The sequence below is a fragment of the Methylobacterium sp. J-059 genome (assembly GCF_022829485.1).
Lineage (GTDB): Bacteria > Pseudomonadota > Alphaproteobacteria > Rhizobiales > Beijerinckiaceae > Methylobacterium.
In genome coordinates this window covers 13,878-30,250 of sequence record NZ_JAKSYA010000075.1, presented here as the reverse complement: position 1 = coordinate 30,250, position 16,373 = coordinate 13,878, and the positions used below count along the sequence as shown (strand labels likewise).

Sequence of the window (16,373 nt, the reverse complement as noted above, 5' to 3'; positions counted from 1 at the left end):
GGAGCAACCGCGGCCTTGCTGATAGGCAAGGCCAAGACAGCGGATCCATAAATTAAATTAGGCAGCGGCCACGACCGGAAGCTCGTCGACCCTGGTCGTGTAACGCGGCGATCTCATCTCGAACTTGGTCGACCATTCGCGCTTCGGGGCGAACCCGGCGGCGCCCGGGACGACGGCCCCGCGCCCGAAGCGACGGTTGCAGGCGTCGAGCGCCTCCATCAGGGCAGCCCCCATCTCGCGGTCGAGTTGCCCGAGACCGGGCATCGCCCGCTGCGACGCGGCCAGCGACATCAGGTCGGTGGTGACCACCCCGGCCTTGGAATAGCGGTAACCGTCCCGCCAGGTCTTCCGGACGCCGTGCGTGGCGGCCTTCACCAGGGCAAGGGTGTCGCTGGTCGCCTCGGGAAGCGTGACCACGGTCGAGACCGAGCGTTGCGGACGGTCGCGGTCATGCTCCGAGGTATGGAAGAAGACGGTGACGTGGTTGGTGGCCAACCCCTCGCGCCGGAGCTTCTCGCCGAGTCTGGAGGCATGGGTGGCGACGGCCTGCTCCATGGTCGCGCGATCCTCGACCCGTTCCGAGAACGACCGGGTGACCGCGCATCCCTTTCGGGTGGCGGCGACCGTCTCCAGGTCGAGGCAGGGGGTGCCGCGGAGCTCGTGCACGAGGCGTTCGCCGACCACGGTCATGGCTTTGCGGGCGATCTTCGGATCGAGGTCGCGCACGTCGGCGGCGCTGTCGCATCCGAGCGCCTCCAGCCGCCGGGCGTTGGCCGGCCCGACGCCCCAGATGTCGGCGACCGGGACGCGGATGATCCAGTGGTCGTACTGCTCCGGGTCGGTCAGGTCGCAGACCCCGCCAAGAATGGGGTTCTTCTTGGCGACGTGGTTGGCGAGCTTTGCCAGCGTCTTGGTAGGGCCGATGCCGACGCAGGTCGGGATGCCCGTCCACGCCCGGACGGTTTCCCGCATGTCGCGGGCCAGGGACTCGCGATCCCTCTCGCGGACGTCGGAGATGTCGAGGAAGCTCTCGTCGATGGAGTAGATCTCGATGCGAGGAGAGAAGTCCCGGTAGACCGCGTTCACCCTAGCCGACATGTCGCCGTAGAGGGCGTAGTTCGAGGAGTAGACCCTGATGCCCTGGGCCTTGCACAGGTCGCGGATCTTGAACCAGGGCTCGCCCATCTTGATGCCGAGCGCCTTGGCCTCGTTGGTGCGGGCGATGGCGCAGCCGTCGTTGTTGGACAGCACGATCACCGGGACCTTGGCCAGGCGCGCGTCGAAGACCCGCTCGCACGAGCAGTAGAACGAGTTGCCGTCGGAGAGGGCGTAGGCCCGGGCGCTCATTCGCAGCGGCGCCGGGCGCAGACGGAACCGGAGACCACGCCCCAGACCTCGATGACGGCGTCGGATGAGAGCTGGAACTCGGGGAAGCGCGGGTTGGCGAAGTGGAGGGTGATCCTTGGCCCCTGGCGCTTCCAGACCTTGAAGGAGCGCTCACCGTCGATGTCGACCACGACGATGTCACCGGTGCGCGGGGTCAGCGACCTGTCGACGATGGCGAGGTCGCCGTCGAACAGGCGGGCCAGGATCATGCTGTCGCCCGCGACCCGGACCAGGAAGGTCGCCGGGCGGTTGACGATCAGCAGGCGCTGAAGGTCGATCTCCTCCTCGATGAAGTCGTCGGCGGGGCTCGGGAAGCCGGCCCGGACGGCCTTGGCGAGGAGGGACACCGGCATGGGAAAGCCGATGGTGACGCCGCTAATCTGCATGGTGCTCCTCCGCGAATCCAGGAACAAAAGCAGAACACGTTCGGCGGGTTCCGTATAGCGGCTACGCTTGTCCCGGGAGGCACATTTTGGTGGGCGAAGGCTTGCCCAGGCGGGTGGATGTCCCGCCGCCGGACCGCGGTGACGCGTGGAAAACGGCTCGGAATTCTCGCCTCCGAGGGCGTAGCCATAGCGGGTAGCGCTACCTGCTATCGCTACGTCGTCACAAGGAATCCGTTAACCATACCGAGCGGTCCGGGGGAACGGTTCAGGCTCGCGACGCGCGTCGAAAGGCTGGACTGGCATGCGACGCCGACAGGAACACCCCCGGGGAAATCCTGTTGGCTCGGCATTCCCTTCGGAGACACGCATGACGACCGACCCCCTGCACAAGTATCCCCGGCCGCCGTTCGAGGCGCAGCCCCAGAGCTTCCCCGGCAAGACCGGCAAGATGGCGCCCGAGCCCGATCACGGCGAGAAGAGCTACAAGGGTTCGGGCAAGCTCGACGGCAAGGCGGCGCTGATTACTGGTGGCGACAGCGGCATCGGGCGGGCGGTCGCCATCGCCTTCGCCCGCGAGGGGTCGGACGTGGCCATCTCCTACATGCCCGAGGAGCAGGCGGACGCGGAAGCGGTGCGGGCCTGGATCGAGAAGGCCGGGCGGCGGGCGCTGCTCCTGCCGGGCGATCTCAAAGACCCGGCGTACGGGCGCGAGATCGTGGCACGCACCGCCGAGACCTTCGGGCGCCTGGATCTCCTCGTGAACAACGGCGCCTTCCAGCAGCCGAACGAGGGGTTGGACAGCATCGAGGACACGGTCTTCGAGGACCACTTCCGCACGAACGTCTTCGGCCCGTTCTACGTGACGAAGGCGGCCATGGCCCACATGAAGCCCGGCGGCTCGGTGATCTTCACCTCGTCGGTGAACTCGAAGCACCCGATGCCGTCGCTGCTCGCCTACAGTGCCACGAAGGGGGCCCTGAGCAACATGGTGCTGAGCCTAGCTCAGTTGCTAGCCGAGAAGGGCATCCGGGTGAACGGCGTCCTGCCGGGGCCGATCTGGACGCCCTTCATCCCCTCCGGCATGGACCAGGACTCGGTGAAGTCGTTCGGTTCGAAGGTGCCGTTCGGCCGCCCGGGCCAGCCGGCGGAGCTCGCCTCGGCCTACGTGATGCTGGCCTCCGACGAGAGCAGCTACACCTCGGGGGCCCTGGTCACCGTGGCCGGTGGGATGCCCGTTCTCTGACCGAGCCGTATCGCGGCCGTCGGCCTTTCCGGCGGCTCAGCGTGATTGAGGGAGGCCATGTGACATGGCACGGCCTCCCGAGTGCCACCTCAGGCGACCTCAGGCCTCGACCCGAACCGGCAGCGTCCAGTTCGGCCTGACGAAGTGGCAGGTGTACCCGTCGGGCCGGCGCTCCAGATAATCCTGGTGCTCCGGCTCGGCCTCCCAGAACGGCCCCACCGGCGCGACCTCGGTGACCACCTTGCCGGGCCAGAGCCCGGACGCGTCGACGTCCGCGATGGTGTCCTCGGCGACGCGACGCTGGCCCTCGTCGACGTAGAAGATCGCCGAACGATAGCCCGTGCCGCGGTCGTTGCCCTGGCGGTTCGGGGTCGTCGGATCGTGGATCTGGAAGAAGAACTCCAGCATCCTTCGAAAGCTCGTCCGTGATGGATCGAAGGTGATCTCGATGGCCTCGGCATGGGTGCCATGGTTGCGATAGGTCGCATTGGGCACGTCGCCGCCGGAGTACCCGACGCGTGTCGCCACGACCCCCTCCTGGCGCCGGATCAAGTCCTGCATGCCCCAGAAGCACCCGCCGGCCAACACGGCCCTTTGATTGCTCATCGTTCGGTCCTTTGCGCTTTCCGATGGCCTGAAGGTGGTTGGCAAACTTTGATTTGCCCAGTGCCACGCCCTCCCGGCAACGGTGCGGCTTCGTGGCGGGGCTCCGCCTTCCGACGAAGCCTCCGCCCGAGCCGACACGCATCACCTCATGCACCGGAATGCAGGTCGCCTTGGCCTCAGTGGCTCACATGCGAGCACTTTCCGTGATCGGACAACGTCTCGATCACCCGGCATTCGCCGACGCGGCCCTGCCCGCATTCCGAGATCATCCGGTCGAGCTCGCCCCGCAGCGCCATGAGCCGCTCGATCCGCCGGTCGACCTCGGAAAGGTGGCGGCGGGCGATCCGGTCGACGTCGGCGCATGATCGGTCGGGGTGCGCGTTCATCGTCAGCAACTCCCGGATGGCGTCGACCTCGAAGCCGAGCTCGCGGGAGTGGCGAATGAAGTTCAGCCGCGCGACATCGGCCTCGCCGTAGCGGCGCTGCGACCCGGCCGACCGGGGCGGTACCGGCATGAGCCCAACCTGCTCGTAGTACCGGATCGTGGGTACCTTCACGCCGGTCCGCCGGGATAGCTCACCGATTGCGATGTCCATGATTTTCCGCTTGCACCTCTAGCCGCTAGAGGTTGTAGCGTCGCCTCCGACCGATGGGAAGGAGACGTGATGAGCGAGCATTGCTGCGGGACGACCAAGGCCGACGCCTGCTGTTCCCCTCCCGAGCTCGCGCTCCCCGGGACCCCCATGCAAACGCCGATGCACGACAAGCCCGGCGGCTCATGCTGCTCGGGAGGCGTGCCGGTCTTCGACGGCGTCGACCCACGCTACAAGGCCGTCCTCTGGACGGTGATCGGCATCAACGGCGCGATGTTCGTGACCGAGATGGCGGCGGGCCAACTCGCCGGCTCGCAGGCGCTCAAGGCCGACGCCCTCGACTTCCTCGCCGACACCGTCACCTACGGGCTGAGCCTCGCCGTGATCGGCGCGTCGTTGGCGGTCCGCTCGAAGGCGGCCTTGTTCAAGGGCGCTTCGCTGTTCCTGATGGCGCTCTGGGTCTTCGGCAGCACCGTCTACCAGACGATGGTCCTCGGCGTGCCTCGTGCCGAGGTCATGGGCGTCATCGGCGTCTTGGCGCTGGCCGCGAACCTCGGATCGGTCCTGCTGCTGCGTCGCTACAAGGACGGCGATGCGAACGTGCGCTCGGTCTGGCTGTGCTCGCGCAACGACGCCATCGGCAACGTCGTGGTCATGGTCGCCGCGCTCGGGGTCTGGGGTTCCTCGTCCGCCTGGCCCGACCTCGCCGTAGCGGCGGTGATGGCGGGGATCTTCCTGACCTCGTCCGTCCAGATCCTGCGGCAGGCATGGGCCGAGCACCGCGAAAGCACCGTCGCGACCCATCCCGCACCGGCCGAATAGCCCCCGCCGCAATCCATCGACCGACACCGCCCCCTACAGGACGCCATGACGACGCACGACGCACACGCCGGCCACGATCATGGATCGCATGACCACGAGGCCCATTCGGCCGAGGGCCATGCCGGCCATTCACACGGGCCGGGCCATTCCCATGCCCCCGCGAGCTTCGGCAAGGCGTTCGCCATCGGCATCGCCCTGAACGTCGGCTTCTTCGCCGTCGAGGCCACCTACGGGGTGCTGGGGAACTCGATGGCCCTGCTGGCCGATGCCGGCCACAACCTCTCGGACGTGCTCGGCCTCGCGGTGGCCTGGGTCGCCATGGTGCTGGCCAAGCGCGCCCCGAGCGCCCGCTACACCTACGGGATGAAGGGGTCGTCGATCCTGGCGGCCCTGTTCAACGCCGTGTTCCTGCTGGTCGCGGTCGGCGCCATCGCCTGGGAGGCGATCCAGCGCTTTGGCGAGCCCGTCCCGGTCGCCGGCAAGACCGTGATGGTCGTCGCGGCGGTCGGCATCCTGGTGAACGGCATCACCGCCTGGCTGTTCGCCTCGGGCGCCAAGGGCGACATCAACATCAAGGGCGCCTTCCTGCACATGGCCGCGGACGCCGCCGTCTCGGCGGGCGTCGTCATCGCCGGCCTCGTGATCCTCTACACCGGGTGGACCTGGCTCGATCCCGTCGTCAGCCTCGCCATCGTGGCGGTCATCGTCTGGAGCACCTGGGGCCTCCTGCGCGACAGCCTCACGCTGTCCCTCGCCGCCGTCCCGCCGGGCATCGATCCGGACGCGGTCCGAAGCCATCTCGAAGGACTGCCCGGGGTCGCCGCCCTGCACGACCTGCACGTCTGGGCGATGAGCACCACCGAGACCTGCCTGACCGCCCATCTCCTGATGCCCGGAGGACGTCCCGACGACGCCTTCCTGATGGACGCCGCCGCCGGGATCAGGAAACGGTTCGGCATCGGCCACACCACCCTGCAGGTCGAGACCAGTGCCGACACCGCCTGTGTTCTGGCGCCGACGCAGGTCGTCTGAGCCATCGGAAACATGCCCGACCCGAAGGGGATGCCTCCAACCTGTGCGACCGGAGGAGCCCTGTATCCGCGTCGCGAGACATCGGTCCGGTGCTTCCAACCACCGATGGATGAACGGCGGATTCATGCCTCGTTCAACCGTCGAAGCCGATCCTGACGGCATCATCCCCTGAGGAACGAGCCATGCGTGTCCGCATCCCAGTCCTGGTCGCCATCAGCCTGATCCTCGCCCCGGCCGCTGCGTCCGCCCAATACTACGGCGGCGACTTCGACAGGCGCGGAGACGTCCATGTCGACCGCTACCACCACGGCGACCACGACGATGTCGTCATCCACCGGCCACATCGGGATTACGGCGACCGGGCCTTCTACGGGGAGCGTGGGTTCTACGGCGAGCGCAGGCACCACCATCATCATCACGACGACTATTGAGGCGCGAGCCACGTCTCGGGTCACCCGGCATGTACGGGTGGCCCTGAATCGTTCATAAGGCGACCATGACCACGGGACCACGGATAAGGGCCTACGAGACGATGCGCGGCTGGTGGGCGTCCACCGTCCGCGCGCTCTCGCTCGTCCTGGTCATGGCTCTCGTCGTCCCCGGCGCGATCCATTCCGCCGAGGCTCACCGGTCCGTCAGCCACGAACTCTCCATGTCGGCCCCGGCGGACGGCTCCAGGCCGGACCACGCCGATACCTGTCCGGCCTGCCATGCCAATTGCGGCTGCCACCAGGCCCTGAACGTCGACGGGACGCCCACGCTGCCGTCCCGCGGGACCGCGCGCGCCTCCTACGCGACCGTGACGACCCTCATCGGATCGGTCTCGCCCGACCGCCTTCCCAGGCCGCCTCGCGCCTGAGGCGACGTCGCCACGTCCGTGGCGCGTCCCGGCCGCCCCCCCGCGGGCCCCGGCCGCCTCACCATCGCGATTACCCAGTACGGGACCGTCCCTGACCGCACGAGCGGCGGCGACGTCCCTGGCGGACCTGGCCCATTCCCATGCGTGCATTCCTTTCCGTGGCCTTCCTGGCCATCGGCATCGCCATCGGCGGTGCCTTCCCCCGTGTGTCCGAGGTCGTGCAGGGCGCGCTCGCCGCCGCCGGCCTGACGAACGCCCGGGCGACGCTGCCGACCAACGCAGCCATGTCCAAGCCGGCGACACCCGCAGCCGACGATGGCTACCAGCATGCCGACGACGAGCACAAGAACTCTGAGGGCGATGCCAAGCCGGAAGCCGGAGGCCACAAACACGCCGAAGGCGAGGCGCACGGCCACGATCAGGAGGGCGAGGGCAAAATCAAGATGTCCGCCGAGCAGGCCGCGGAGCAGGACATCAAGCTCGCCACGGTCGAGGGCGGCATCCTCTCGCGCCATCTCCTAGTGCCCGGCACCATCGCCCAGGATGCCGACCGGATCGCTCGCGTCCCCGTGCGGGTCGTCGGCACCGTGGCCGAGATGCGCAAGCGCCTCGGCGAGGAAGTTTCCAAGGGCGAGGTCGTGGCCGTCCTCGACAGCCGCGAGGTCGCCGAAGCGAAGAGCGACTTCCTCACCGCGACGGTCAAGGCGGACCTGGAGAAGACCAACTTCGACCGCCAGCAGGCCCTCTGGGACAAGCGGATTTCGGCCGAGTCCGCATTCCTGAACGCCAAGGCGGCCTACTCTGAGGCGACGCTTCGGGTCGACCTGGCACGCCAGAAGCTATCGGCCCTGGGGCTCAACGCGGCCGAGGTCGCGACGTCCGCCAAGAAGGACGAAACCACCCCGAACCTATCGTCGCTGCGCCGCTACGAACTCAAGGCCCCGCTCTCCGGCCGGGTGGTCGAGCGCAAGGTCGACGTCGGAACCGCCGTCGGCAAGGAGGGCGATCCGGCCGACGTCTACACCGTCGCCGACCTCTCCTCCGTGTGGATCGAGCTCGCCATCCCGACCACGGAGCTCTCGAAGGTCCGGGAGGGCGCCAAGGTGACCATCGTCGGAGGCGACGACGGCCCCCGCGGCGAGGGCAAGGTCGTCTTCGTCAGCCCGATCCTCAACGCCGAGACGCGCTCCGCCCGGGTCATTGTCGCGCTGCCGAACAAGGACATGGCCTGGCGGCCCGGCACCTTCGTCACGACCGAGGTCGAGATCGCCCGCGACCCAGTGAAGGTGCGGCTGCCGAAGTCCGCGATCCAGACCATCGGCGGCGCGAAGGTCGTGTTCGTCCGCACCCAGGAGGGCTTCGAGCGCCGGGACGTGACCATTGGCAAGGCCGACGACGACGCCTTCGAGATCCTGACCGGCCTCAAGCCCGGCGAGGAGGTCGCGGTGGCCAACTCCTTCGTCCTGAAGGCCGAGCTCGGCAAGGCCGAAGCCGACCACGATCACTGAGGGCGGCCATCATGATCTCGAAGATCCTCGACTTCTCCGTCCACCAGCGCTGGCTCGTGGTGCTCCTGTCGCTGCTGGCGGCGGGCTTCGGCGTGTTCTCGCTGACGAAGCTCCCCATCGACGCGGTGCCGGACATCACCAACAACCAGGTGCAGATCAACACCACCGCGCCGTCGCTCTCGCCGGTCGATATCGAGAAGCAGGTCACCTACCCGGTCGAGACCGCGCTCGCCGGGATCAAGGGCCTGGAATACACCCGCTCGCTCTCCCGGAACGGGTTCTCCCAGGTCACGGCGGTCTTTTCCGAGAAGCTCGACATCTACTTCGCCCGCCAGCAGGTGGCGGAGCGGATCGGCGAGGCGAAGTCGACCCTACCGCCCGGCGCGGAGCCGCACATGGGCCCGATCTCCACGGGCTTGGGCGAGATCTACATGTGGTCGATCCACTACGCCCAACCGAAGGATCGTAAGGTCTCCCCGGACGGCAAGCCGGGCTGGCAGGGCGACGGGAGCTACCTGACCCCCGAGGGCCAGCGGCTCGCGACGGAGCTCGAACGCACCGCCTACCTGCGCACGGTCCAGGACTGGATCATCCGTCCCCAGGTGAAGACCGTGCCGGGGGTCGCCGGCGTCGACAGCATCGGCGGCTTCGACAAGCAGTACCATGTCCAGCCGGACCCGATGAAGCTCACCGCCCTCGACCTGTCGTTCGCCGACATCGGCCGGGCGCTGGAAGCCAACAACGCGAACCAGGGCGCCCGTTACCTGGAGGACAACGGCGAGGGCTACGTCGTCCGTGCCGCCGGCCGCCTGGAGACCATGGAGGACATCGGCTCCGTGGTCGTGACCACGCGCGGCGGCGTGCCGGTCCGCATCTCCGACATCGCCGAGGTCCGCATCGGGCGCGACCTGCGCACCGGGTCGGGCAGCGAGGACGGGCAGGAGGTGGTGATCGGCACCGCCCTGATGCTGATCGGCGAGAACAGCCGGACGGTCTCGGCCGCCGTCGACGCGCGCATGACCGAGATCCGGCGCACGCTCCCGCCCGGCGTCGAGGTCCAGACCGTCCTCAACCGGACCCTGCTGGTCGAGGCCACGATCCGGACCGTGGCCAAGAACCTGGCCGAGGGCGCCGCCCTCGTCATCGTCATCCTGTTCCTGCTGCTCGGCAACATCCGCGCGGCCATCGTCACCGCCCTCGTCATCCCGGTGGCGATGCTGATGACCATGACCGGCATGGTCCAGGGCCGCATCAGCGCCAACCTGATGAGCCTCGGCGCCCTCGACTTCGGCCTCATCGTCGACGGCGCCGTCATCATCACCGAGAACGCCCTGCGCCACCTCGCGGAGCGCCAGGGGGAACTCGGGCGCAAGCTCGACCTGGAGGAGCGCCTCGTCACCGTCCGCGCCTCCGCCGAGGAGATGATCAAGCCGTCCCTCTACGGGCAGGCCATCATCATCCTCGTCTACGTGCCGCTCCTCACCTTCACCGGGGTCGAGGGCAAGATGTTCGAACCGATGGCGCTGACCGTCATCATCGCCCTCGTCTCGGCCTTCGTCCTGTCGCTCACCTTCGTGCCGGCGATGATCGCCATCGTCATCACCGGCAAGGTCACCGAGACCGACAACGTCCTCATCCGCGGGATCAAGGCCGCCTACCGTCCTGTCCTTGGCGCCGCCCTGCGCGTCCCGATGACCTTCGTCGCGGTCGCCCTTGTGCTGCTCGTCGGCGCCGGCTTCCTGTTCACCAAGCTGGGGCAGGAGTTCATCCCTCAGCTCGACGAGAAGAGCATCGCGCTGAACGCCCAGCGCATCCCCTCGACATCGCTGACGCAGTCGCAGGCGATGCAGCTGAAGGTCGAGCAGGCGATCAGCAGATTCCCCCAGGTCGCCTACGTCTTTTCGAAGACCGGCACCGCGGAGGTCGCCTCCGACCCGATGCCGCCGAGCTCGTCCGACACCTTCGTCATCCTGAAGCCGCAGGAGGAATGGCCCGATCCGGACCTGTCCAAGGCCGACCTGCAGGAGCAGATCGAGAAGGCCCTCGGGGCGCTCGCCGGCAACGTCTACGAGTTCTCCCAGCCGATCCAGCTTCGCTTCAACGAGTTGTTGGCCGGCACCCGCGGCGACCTCGCCGTAAAGGTGTTCGGCGAGGAGTTCGAGCCGATGCTGAAGGCCGCCAACCAGGTCGCCGCGATCCTGCGCGGGACCGAGGGCGCCGACGACGTCAAGGTCGAGCAGACGGCGGGCCTGCCGTTCCTGGAGATCAAGATCAACAAGACGGAGGCGGCCCGCCTCGGCCTGAGCACGTCCTCGATCCAGGACGTCATCGGCGCGGCCATCGGCGGCCGCGAGGCCGGCATGGTGTTCGAGGGCGACCGTCGCTTCCCCATCGTGGTGCGCCTGAACGACAAGGTCCGCGAGGACCGCGAGGCCCTGGAGAACATCCCGGTGCCGCTGCCCCCGGGCGTCAACGGGCGGGCCTCCTCGGTGCTCCTGAAGCAGGTGGCGAGCTTCTCCGTCACCGAGGGGCCGAACCAGATCTCTCGCGAGAACGGGCGCCGCCGGGTCGTGGTCACCGCCAACGTGCGCGGTCGCGACATCGGCTCGCTCGTCGCCGAGGCGCAGTCCAAGGTCGCGTCCGGCGTCCAGCTCCCGGCCGGCTACTACGTGACCTGGGGCGGCCAGTTCGAGAACCTGGCCTCGGCCCGGCAGCGGTTGATGGTCGTCGTTCCGGTGTGCTTCTTCCTGATCTTCCTGCTGCTGTTCTCGGCTCTGAACTCTGCGCGTGACGCGTTGCTGGTGTTCAGCGCGGTCCCGCTGGCGCTGACCGGCGGCATCGCGGCCTTATCGCTGCGCGGGATGCCGTTCTCGGTCCCGGCTGCGGTCGGGTTCATCGCCCTGTCCGGGGTGGCGGTGCTCAACGGCCTGGTGATGCTGACCTACATCAAGCAGCTCATCGCGGAAGGGCGGCCACGGCGCGAGGCCATCCTCGAAGGCGCGATGACCCGGCTCCGGCCGGTGGCGATGACCGCCCTGGTTGCGTCCCTGGGGTTCGTGCCGATGGCCCTGGCGACTGAGACCGGGGCCGAGATCCAGCGGCCCCTCGCGACGGTGGTGATCGGCGGCCTCATCTCGGCGACGCTGCTGACGCTGGTCGTGCTACCGGCGCTGTACGCCAGCTTCGCCGGTGCCGTCGTCCCCGCCAGGGCCAAGGCCGCGGATGCCGGGGCCGGCCCCCATCCCGTCGTTCCCCAGGCCGCGGAGTAGGCCGATGGCGCGCCGATGGGTCTTCCCGACCGCGCTCGTCCTGGCGGCCCTGGCCGGGGCGGCGCACGCGGCCGAGCGACCCGTCGGCGAGGGGCCGTTCGGACTGGCATGGGGTCCGATGGACCGGATCGATACCCCTTCGATGGTCGACCGCGAGGCCAACCTGACGGGCCTGTACTACCTCCACGACCGACCGCTCGCCTCGGGTCCCGACACGGTCGAGGTGGTGCTGGTGGTCTGCCGTGAAGAGGGCCTGCAGCAGGTCGTCTGGGTCGGGCGACCCTTGGATGTCGCGGCCCACGCCACCGCGCGTGACGCCGTCCGTCGCGAAGGGGTTCTCCGCTACGGCGAGCCACGGCCGGGACCCGTTCCCGGTTCGCTCGAATGGCCTGCGGGACGAACCGTCCTGGCAACGCGCACGATGCCCGACGGCACCTCGGAGCTGGTGATGTCGGCGTCCGGTCCGGACTACGCGGCCTGCTCGGAAAGCCACCGCGCCGCCACCGGCCATCCCGCCGAGGCCCATGTGGCCGACCTGCTCGGGTCGGGCGTGCCTTGAGCCTTCCGACGCGACCCCGGCCTGAATGCCCGGCCGACCACGGCGGGATCCGTCGTCAACGGTTGCCGCGGCGGTGATGGGCAAGAAGCTCGGCCGCCGGATGGAGCCGTGGGGCGGCGGGGGCGGAGGACGGCGCAAGGTCCGGCCTCACGTACGCAAGGCCGCCACGCGGGCGTTCCTGACGGCCACGATCCTGATCGCCGAGGTCCTGGCGCTGTTCGGCTGGCTCGTCTCGATGCCGTCACGGATCCGACCGCGGAGAGCCGGGACTGTCCGCCCCCCCCCGGCCGGCCAGTATGACGGGCATCGCATCGCCGCGGGGCGTGCCGCCGGCCCGGGCGGTGGCGAACGTGTATTCCGTTAGGCACGTCCGGTGGAGAAGAACGTACCCCGCGGAACGGTCGTGGAAGCAGAGCCGTTCCCGAGGTTCGGGTGCCGTCGGTTCCGACGCATCGCCGACAACGATTTGAGGAAGCCCATGAGAAAGTCCGTGTTCGCCGCCGCCATCCTGGCAACCCTGGGCGCCGCATCGGTCGCACCGGCCTCGGCCGCCCCCGGCATGATCGGCGCCGTCGACGCCCCGAACGCCGTGACCGAGGTCCGGATGGACGGCATGCACGGCCATCGCATGATGGGCCACGGCCACCACCGCGGCCACCGCATGATGCGCCACGGGCATGGTCATCGCATGATGGGTCACGGCCATCGCCGCGGCCACATGATGGGCCATCACCGCGGTCACCGCATGTAGCTCTCGAACACCCGGGACCCTGCGACCCGGGGCCGACGGGAAGGGGCGGGACGCACCGAGCGGTTCCGCCCCGCCTACCCGGTCCGCCCGCCTCGACCGAGGCGCCCGGGTGCGCACCGGGCCGGCCATCGCCCCGGAACCCGTGGCCGTTGTCCGTGCTTGCCCGTAGGCGTATGATCCCGACATCGGGAGTTTGCCCAATGACCATGACCATCGAATACGGCAAGGACCGCGAGGGCTACGACACCGCTACCACGCCGACGAAGCGCGGGCTGCTGGCCCGTGGCAAGTCGAAGGTCGATGCGGCCACCAACCTCATGGCCATGGTCGCGCTGATCGAGCGGCGCCATGGCCGTGCCGATGCGGCCCCCTCCGCGGTCGTCTACGAAAACGTCGCCTAAGCCCCGTCCTTGATCCACTGCATTCGGTTCGCAGATGTCGCCGCCTATCTCTCGGGCCTTGGTTTCGTGGACCTGGGCGAGGCCGGCGAGGCGCACGTGTTCGAGAGCCTCAACCGCCCCAACGGCTTGCCGGAATACTGCACGATTCACCTGCCCAACCATCGCGGGATGGTGACGGAGCTGTCCGTGGATGACGCGTTCCACGAGGCCCAGGTCCCTATGCCCGCTCCGACCTTCAACACCGATTGGTGCGATTAGGGGCGGCCGGGCCGGCGCGGCATCCGACCCCGGTTCGAGGCCCGTCGTCGATGCCGATCCTCCCCTTGGTCGCTCATTCGCCGTAAGTTGAGATAGAGCGGCAGGAACACGATCAGCAGCGTCAATGGGATCCCGGCCTTGAGCCGGGCCGTGACTTCGGATGCGACGGATCGCGGAACGGAGCGGAAGGCGCGGGGGTAGCACACGTTGACGGTGTAGCGCTCAAAGCCCTCGACGGTGCCGGTCAAGCTCTCGCCGTTCAGCGCCATCACGTTCACGTCTTGCGGGTCGCCGACCGTCAGGCCGTAGCGCCATGGGACCACGCTGCCGGGGGTGATGTCGTGACCCTAGCCAGGGTTGGCGGCGAACCGTCTCGCCATCTCGGTACGGACGTGGTCGCGAAAGACACGGACTCGCGCCGGCAACTCGCGTCCGGCGAGGCTCAGCGCCCGCATCGCCCCGCCATCGGTCGCCCAAGGCGCCAGCACGCGTACCAACGCGCCCGTCTCCATGGAGCGCGCAGCCACCGCTTCCGGCATATGTCCGATGCCGGCGCCGGCGAGGGTCATGCGCAGCGCCGCGGCGAAGTCGCTCACCCGGACCACGGGATCGAGGGCGACCTGCTCCGTGTGTCCGAGCCCGTCTGCGAGCAGGATGCCGGCCACGCCGGGCCGCTCGCGGGAAAGGATCATGTCGTGGTCGGCAAGCTCCGATAGCCTGCCGGGAGCCGGGCGCCGAGCGAGGTACGCCGGGGAGGCGTAGAGGGCGATCCGGATGTCCATGATGAGGGCAGCCCGGTAGCCCGTCTCCTCGGCATCGCCGAGCCGCAAGGCAAGGTCGATCCGGTTGGCTGCGAGGTCGAGCCGCGTGTCCGTGTTGAGCATCTCGACCGTGATGTGCGGGTAGGCGACACGGAAGCTGGTGATGATCTCGGGCATCACCTCGATGCCGAAATCGACCGCGGTGGTGACCCGCAGGTGACCGGCCGGCACGGTGCGGGCGTCGCGGGCGGTCTCGGCGGCCTCGTCGAGGAGGCCCAGGCATTCCTGCGCCTTGGCGTAGAAGGCGAGGCCCTCCGCCGTCGGGGAAACGGCCCGGGGATGGCGCGCCATCAGGGTCGCGCCGAGTGACGCCTCAAGCCGCGTGAGGCGCCGGCTGACGCTACCCTTGGTCTCGCGCAGGCTCGCCGCGGCGGCGGTGACCGTGCCGAGGTCGACGACCGTGCAGAAGGCCCGCAGGTCATCGAGACTGCCGCCGAAGGTTTCCGTTCTCGCAACCATGTAGTGCGGGATAGCAGGCTCACATCCGATTGGGAACGGGCCTAACTCGTGCAGGCCACTCCCCGGCGCCGAAGCACGGCCAAGCGGGATGCATGATCTCGTTTACGTTCGGGAGACCTCGATGAAGCCGCTTCACGTCACCGCCCTCGTCCTCGCACTCGTCCTCGGCGCCCCCGTCCAGGCGCAGACCCCGGCGACCCGCGACCCGGCCCAGATCGAGGCCGGTCGCTACGCGGTCGACCCGGGTCACACCCAGGTCGGCTGGCGCGTGTCCCACATGGGCTTCTCGAATTTTGCCGGCGGCTTCTCGGACGTGTCGGGCACCTTGGACCTGCAGCCGAAGGACCCGGCCGCGTCGAAGCTCTCGATCAGGATCCCCGTGGCGTCCGTCGCGACCACGAGCGCCAAGCTCACCGGCGAGCTCAAGGGCGACCAGTGGCTCGACGCGGGCAAGTTCCCCGAGATGACCTTCGTCTCGACCAAGGTGACGCCCGACGGCAAGGACAAGGCCAAGGTCTCCGGGAGCCTGACCCTGCACGGTGTCACCAAGCCGGTGACGCTGGACGTCACCCTCGTCGGCGCCGGCGTGAACCCGCTGAGCAAGAAGGTCACGGTCGGCTTCGAGGCGACGGGAACGCTCAAGCGTTCCGAGTTCGGCGTGAAGACCTACGTGCCGCTGATCGGCGACGAGCTTCACCTGACCATCGCCGGCGCCTTCGAACGCCAGGACTGATCCGCCATCCTAAACGGGTCCCCCCCCGACATCGGCACGGACAGCCATCGAATCCCACCATCCAAAAGGAGTGACGGCATGACCAAGGTCCTGGTGCTCTACTACTCGTCCTACGGCCATATCGAGCAGATGGCCGCCGCCGTGGCGGAAGGCGCGCGCGAGGGCGGCGCCGAGGTCGACATCCGGCGCGTCGCGGAAACCGCGCCGAAGGACGTCGTCGAGGCCGCACACTTCAAGACCGACGCCGCATACCCCCTCATCGAGGGCCCCGATGCGCTGATCGCCTACGACGCCATCATCGTCGGCGCACCGACCCGGTACGGCCGGATGCCGAGCCAGATGGCGAGCTTCTGGGACACCACGGGCGGCCTCTGGTTCCAGGGCAAGCTCGTCGGCAAGGTCGGCGGCGCCTTCACCTCGACCGCCAGCCAGCACGGCGGTCAGGAAACCACGCTGTTCTCCATCATCACCAACCTGCTCCACCACGGCATGACCATCGTCGGGCTGGACTATGGTTTCCAGGGCCAGATGGGCGTCGACGAGGTCCGCGGCGGCTCGCCTTACGGGGCGACCACCATCGCCGCGGGCGACGGCAGCCGACAGCCCCACCCGGACGAGCTGGCCGGCGCCCGCTACCAGGGCAAGCGCATCGCCGAGACCGCCAGGAAGCTCTTCGCCTGAGGAGGC

Annotated in this window: 18 protein-coding genes and 1 pseudogene; 13 read left to right on the top strand and 6 right to left on the bottom strand. The window is 68.7% G+C overall.

Features of this window, described 5'->3' with window-relative positions:
* Nucleotides 1-57: 57 nt before the first annotated feature.
* Both MKK55_RS08635 and MKK55_RS08630 read right to left on the bottom strand, forming a co-directional pair.
* Complete coding sequence (locus tag MKK55_RS08635) at nt 58-1,347, bottom strand: Y-family DNA polymerase (RefSeq protein ID WP_243934226.1); 1,290 nt, start codon at nt 1,345-1,347, stop codon at nt 58-60.
* Nucleotides 1,344-1,772 carry a LexA family protein gene (locus MKK55_RS08630; protein ID WP_243934224.1) on the bottom strand — a complete coding sequence of 143 codons (429 nt, stop codon included), beginning with the start codon at nt 1,770-1,772 and terminating at the stop codon, nt 1,344-1,346. Before MKK55_RS08630 ends, MKK55_RS08635 begins: the two co-directional genes overlap by 4 nt.
* 367 nt (nt 1,773-2,139) lie before the next feature.
* On the opposite strand from MKK55_RS08630, the gene MKK55_RS08625 reads away from it, so the two are divergent.
* Complete coding sequence (locus MKK55_RS08625) at nt 2,140-3,015, top strand: SDR family oxidoreductase (protein ID WP_243934221.1); 876 nt, start codon at nt 2,140-2,142, stop codon at nt 3,013-3,015.
* Between the two features lie 99 nt (nt 3,016-3,114).
* Here MKK55_RS08625 and msrA read toward each other — a convergent pair whose 3' ends face one another.
* Together msrA and MKK55_RS08615 are read right to left on the bottom strand one after the other, a co-directional pair.
* Complete coding sequence (msrA, locus tag MKK55_RS08620) at nt 3,115-3,621, bottom strand: peptide-methionine (S)-S-oxide reductase MsrA (protein ID WP_243934219.1); 507 nt, start codon at nt 3,619-3,621, stop codon at nt 3,115-3,117.
* A gap of 176 nt (nt 3,622-3,797) precedes the next feature.
* Nucleotides 3,798-4,217 carry a MerR family transcriptional regulator gene (locus tag MKK55_RS08615; RefSeq protein WP_243934218.1) on the bottom strand — a complete coding sequence of 140 codons (420 nt, stop codon included), beginning with the start codon at nt 4,215-4,217 and terminating at the stop codon, nt 3,798-3,800.
* 69 nt (nt 4,218-4,286) lie between these two features.
* Between MKK55_RS08615 and MKK55_RS08610 the strand changes: the two genes are divergently transcribed.
* The 10 genes from MKK55_RS08610 to MKK55_RS08565 all read left to right on the top strand — a co-directional run bounded on the left by MKK55_RS08610 (nt 4,287) and on the right by MKK55_RS08565 (nt 13,673).
* On the top strand, nt 4,287-5,036 hold the full coding sequence (locus MKK55_RS08610) for a cation transporter (RefSeq protein WP_409566035.1): 750 nt from the start codon (nt 4,287-4,289) through the stop codon (nt 5,034-5,036).
* Nucleotides 5,037-5,081: 45 nt separating this feature from the next.
* The gene (locus MKK55_RS08605; protein WP_243934216.1) at nt 5,082-6,068 is read left to right on the top strand and encodes a cation diffusion facilitator family transporter; all 987 of its coding nucleotides are present in this window, start codon (nt 5,082-5,084) and stop codon (nt 6,066-6,068) included.
* Nucleotides 6,069-6,250: 182 nt separating this feature from the next.
* Nucleotides 6,251-6,499 carry a hypothetical protein gene (locus MKK55_RS08600; protein WP_243934214.1) on the top strand — a complete coding sequence of 83 codons (249 nt, stop codon included), beginning with the start codon at nt 6,251-6,253 and terminating at the stop codon, nt 6,497-6,499.
* Nucleotides 6,500-6,564: 65 nt separating this feature from the next.
* The gene (locus tag MKK55_RS08595; RefSeq protein ID WP_243934212.1) at nt 6,565-6,927 is read left to right on the top strand and encodes a hypothetical protein; all 363 of its coding nucleotides are present in this window, start codon (nt 6,565-6,567) and stop codon (nt 6,925-6,927) included.
* A 140-nt stretch (nt 6,928-7,067) separates the two neighbouring features.
* Nucleotides 7,068-8,435: an efflux RND transporter periplasmic adaptor subunit gene (locus tag MKK55_RS08590; protein WP_243934210.1), complete on the top strand. Its 1,368-nt coding sequence runs from the start codon at nt 7,068-7,070 to the stop codon at nt 8,433-8,435.
* Nucleotides 8,436-8,446: 11 nt separating this feature from the next.
* Nucleotides 8,447-11,704 carry an efflux RND transporter permease subunit gene (locus MKK55_RS08585; protein ID WP_243934209.1) on the top strand — a complete coding sequence of 1,086 codons (3,258 nt, stop codon included), beginning with the start codon at nt 8,447-8,449 and terminating at the stop codon, nt 11,702-11,704.
* A 4-nt stretch (nt 11,705-11,708) separates the two neighbouring features.
* A complete protein-coding gene (locus MKK55_RS08580) occupies nt 11,709-12,263 on the top strand; it encodes a threonyl-trna synthetase (RefSeq protein ID WP_243934208.1) in 555 nt (184 codons plus the stop codon).
* Nucleotides 12,264-12,741: 478 nt separating this feature from the next.
* Entirely contained in the window at nt 12,742-13,014 is a 273-nt protein-coding gene (locus MKK55_RS08575; protein ID WP_243934207.1) for a hypothetical protein, read from the top strand.
* Between the two features lie 200 nt (nt 13,015-13,214).
* Nucleotides 13,215-13,415, top strand: a complete 201-nt coding sequence (locus MKK55_RS08570) for a hypothetical protein (RefSeq protein WP_243934206.1) — start codon at nt 13,215-13,217, stop codon at nt 13,413-13,415.
* Nucleotides 13,416-13,424: 9 nt separating this feature from the next.
* Nucleotides 13,425-13,673, top strand: a complete 249-nt coding sequence (locus tag MKK55_RS08565) for a hypothetical protein (RefSeq protein ID WP_243934205.1) — start codon at nt 13,425-13,427, stop codon at nt 13,671-13,673.
* A gap of 122 nt (nt 13,674-13,795) precedes the next feature.
* On the opposite strand, the pseudogene MKK55_RS29310 reads toward MKK55_RS08565, so the two are convergent.
* Together MKK55_RS29310 and MKK55_RS08555 are read right to left on the bottom strand one after the other, a co-directional pair.
* Nucleotides 13,796-14,014 (bottom strand): annotated as a pseudogene (locus MKK55_RS29310) (hypothetical protein); the annotation flags it as partial.
* Nucleotides 14,015-14,020: 6 nt separating this feature from the next.
* Nucleotides 14,021-14,953, bottom strand: a complete 933-nt coding sequence (locus MKK55_RS08555; RefSeq protein WP_243934204.1) for a LysR family transcriptional regulator — start codon at nt 14,951-14,953, stop codon at nt 14,021-14,023.
* A 121-nt stretch (nt 14,954-15,074) separates the two neighbouring features.
* Here MKK55_RS08555 and MKK55_RS08550 point away from each other — a divergent pair, with 121 nt between their 5' ends.
* Together MKK55_RS08550 and wrbA are read left to right on the top strand one after the other, a co-directional pair.
* Nucleotides 15,075-15,686, top strand: coding sequence for a YceI family protein (locus MKK55_RS08550; RefSeq protein WP_243934202.1), 612 nt, complete (start codon nt 15,075-15,077; stop codon nt 15,684-15,686).
* A gap of 78 nt (nt 15,687-15,764) precedes the next feature.
* Entirely contained in the window at nt 15,765-16,367 is a 603-nt protein-coding gene (gene wrbA / locus MKK55_RS08545; protein WP_243934201.1) for an NAD(P)H:quinone oxidoreductase, read from the top strand.
* Nucleotides 16,368-16,373 lie beyond the last annotated feature (6 nt).

Coding starts and splice junctions, on each gene's coding strand:
- MKK55_RS08570 (WP_243934206.1), top strand. CDS start 13,215: ATGACCATGACCATCGAATACGGCAAGGACCGCGAGGGCTACGACACC.
- MKK55_RS08595 (WP_243934212.1), top strand. CDS start 6,565: ATGACCACGGGACCACGGATAAGGGCCTACGAGACGATGCGCGGCTGG.
- MKK55_RS08635 (WP_243934226.1), bottom strand. CDS start 1,347: ATGAGCGCCCGGGCCTACGCCCTCTCCGACGGCAACTCGTTCTACTGC.
- MKK55_RS08625 (WP_243934221.1), top strand. CDS start 2,140: ATGACGACCGACCCCCTGCACAAGTATCCCCGGCCGCCGTTCGAGGCG.
- MKK55_RS08555 (WP_243934204.1), bottom strand. CDS start 14,953: ATGGTTGCGAGAACGGAAACCTTCGGCGGCAGTCTCGATGACCTGCGG.
- msrA (WP_243934219.1), bottom strand. CDS start 3,621: ATGAGCAATCAAAGGGCCGTGTTGGCCGGCGGGTGCTTCTGGGGCATG.
- MKK55_RS08575 (WP_243934207.1), top strand. CDS start 12,742: ATGAGAAAGTCCGTGTTCGCCGCCGCCATCCTGGCAACCCTGGGCGCC.
- MKK55_RS08585 (WP_243934209.1), top strand. CDS start 8,447: ATGATCTCGAAGATCCTCGACTTCTCCGTCCACCAGCGCTGGCTCGTG.
- MKK55_RS08615 (WP_243934218.1), bottom strand. CDS start 4,217: ATGGACATCGCAATCGGTGAGCTATCCCGGCGGACCGGCGTGAAGGTA.
- MKK55_RS08605 (WP_243934216.1), top strand. CDS start 5,082: ATGACGACGCACGACGCACACGCCGGCCACGATCATGGATCGCATGAC.
- MKK55_RS08590 (WP_243934210.1), top strand. CDS start 7,068: ATGCGTGCATTCCTTTCCGTGGCCTTCCTGGCCATCGGCATCGCCATC.
- MKK55_RS08600 (WP_243934214.1), top strand. CDS start 6,251: ATGCGTGTCCGCATCCCAGTCCTGGTCGCCATCAGCCTGATCCTCGCC.
- MKK55_RS08610 (WP_409566035.1), top strand. CDS start 4,287: ATGAGCGAGCATTGCTGCGGGACGACCAAGGCCGACGCCTGCTGTTCC.
- MKK55_RS08630 (WP_243934224.1), bottom strand. CDS start 1,772: ATGCAGATTAGCGGCGTCACCATCGGCTTTCCCATGCCGGTGTCCCTC.
- wrbA (WP_243934201.1), top strand. CDS start 15,765: ATGACCAAGGTCCTGGTGCTCTACTACTCGTCCTACGGCCATATCGAG.
- MKK55_RS08580 (WP_243934208.1), top strand. CDS start 11,709: ATGGCGCGCCGATGGGTCTTCCCGACCGCGCTCGTCCTGGCGGCCCTG.
- MKK55_RS08550 (WP_243934202.1), top strand. CDS start 15,075: ATGAAGCCGCTTCACGTCACCGCCCTCGTCCTCGCACTCGTCCTCGGC.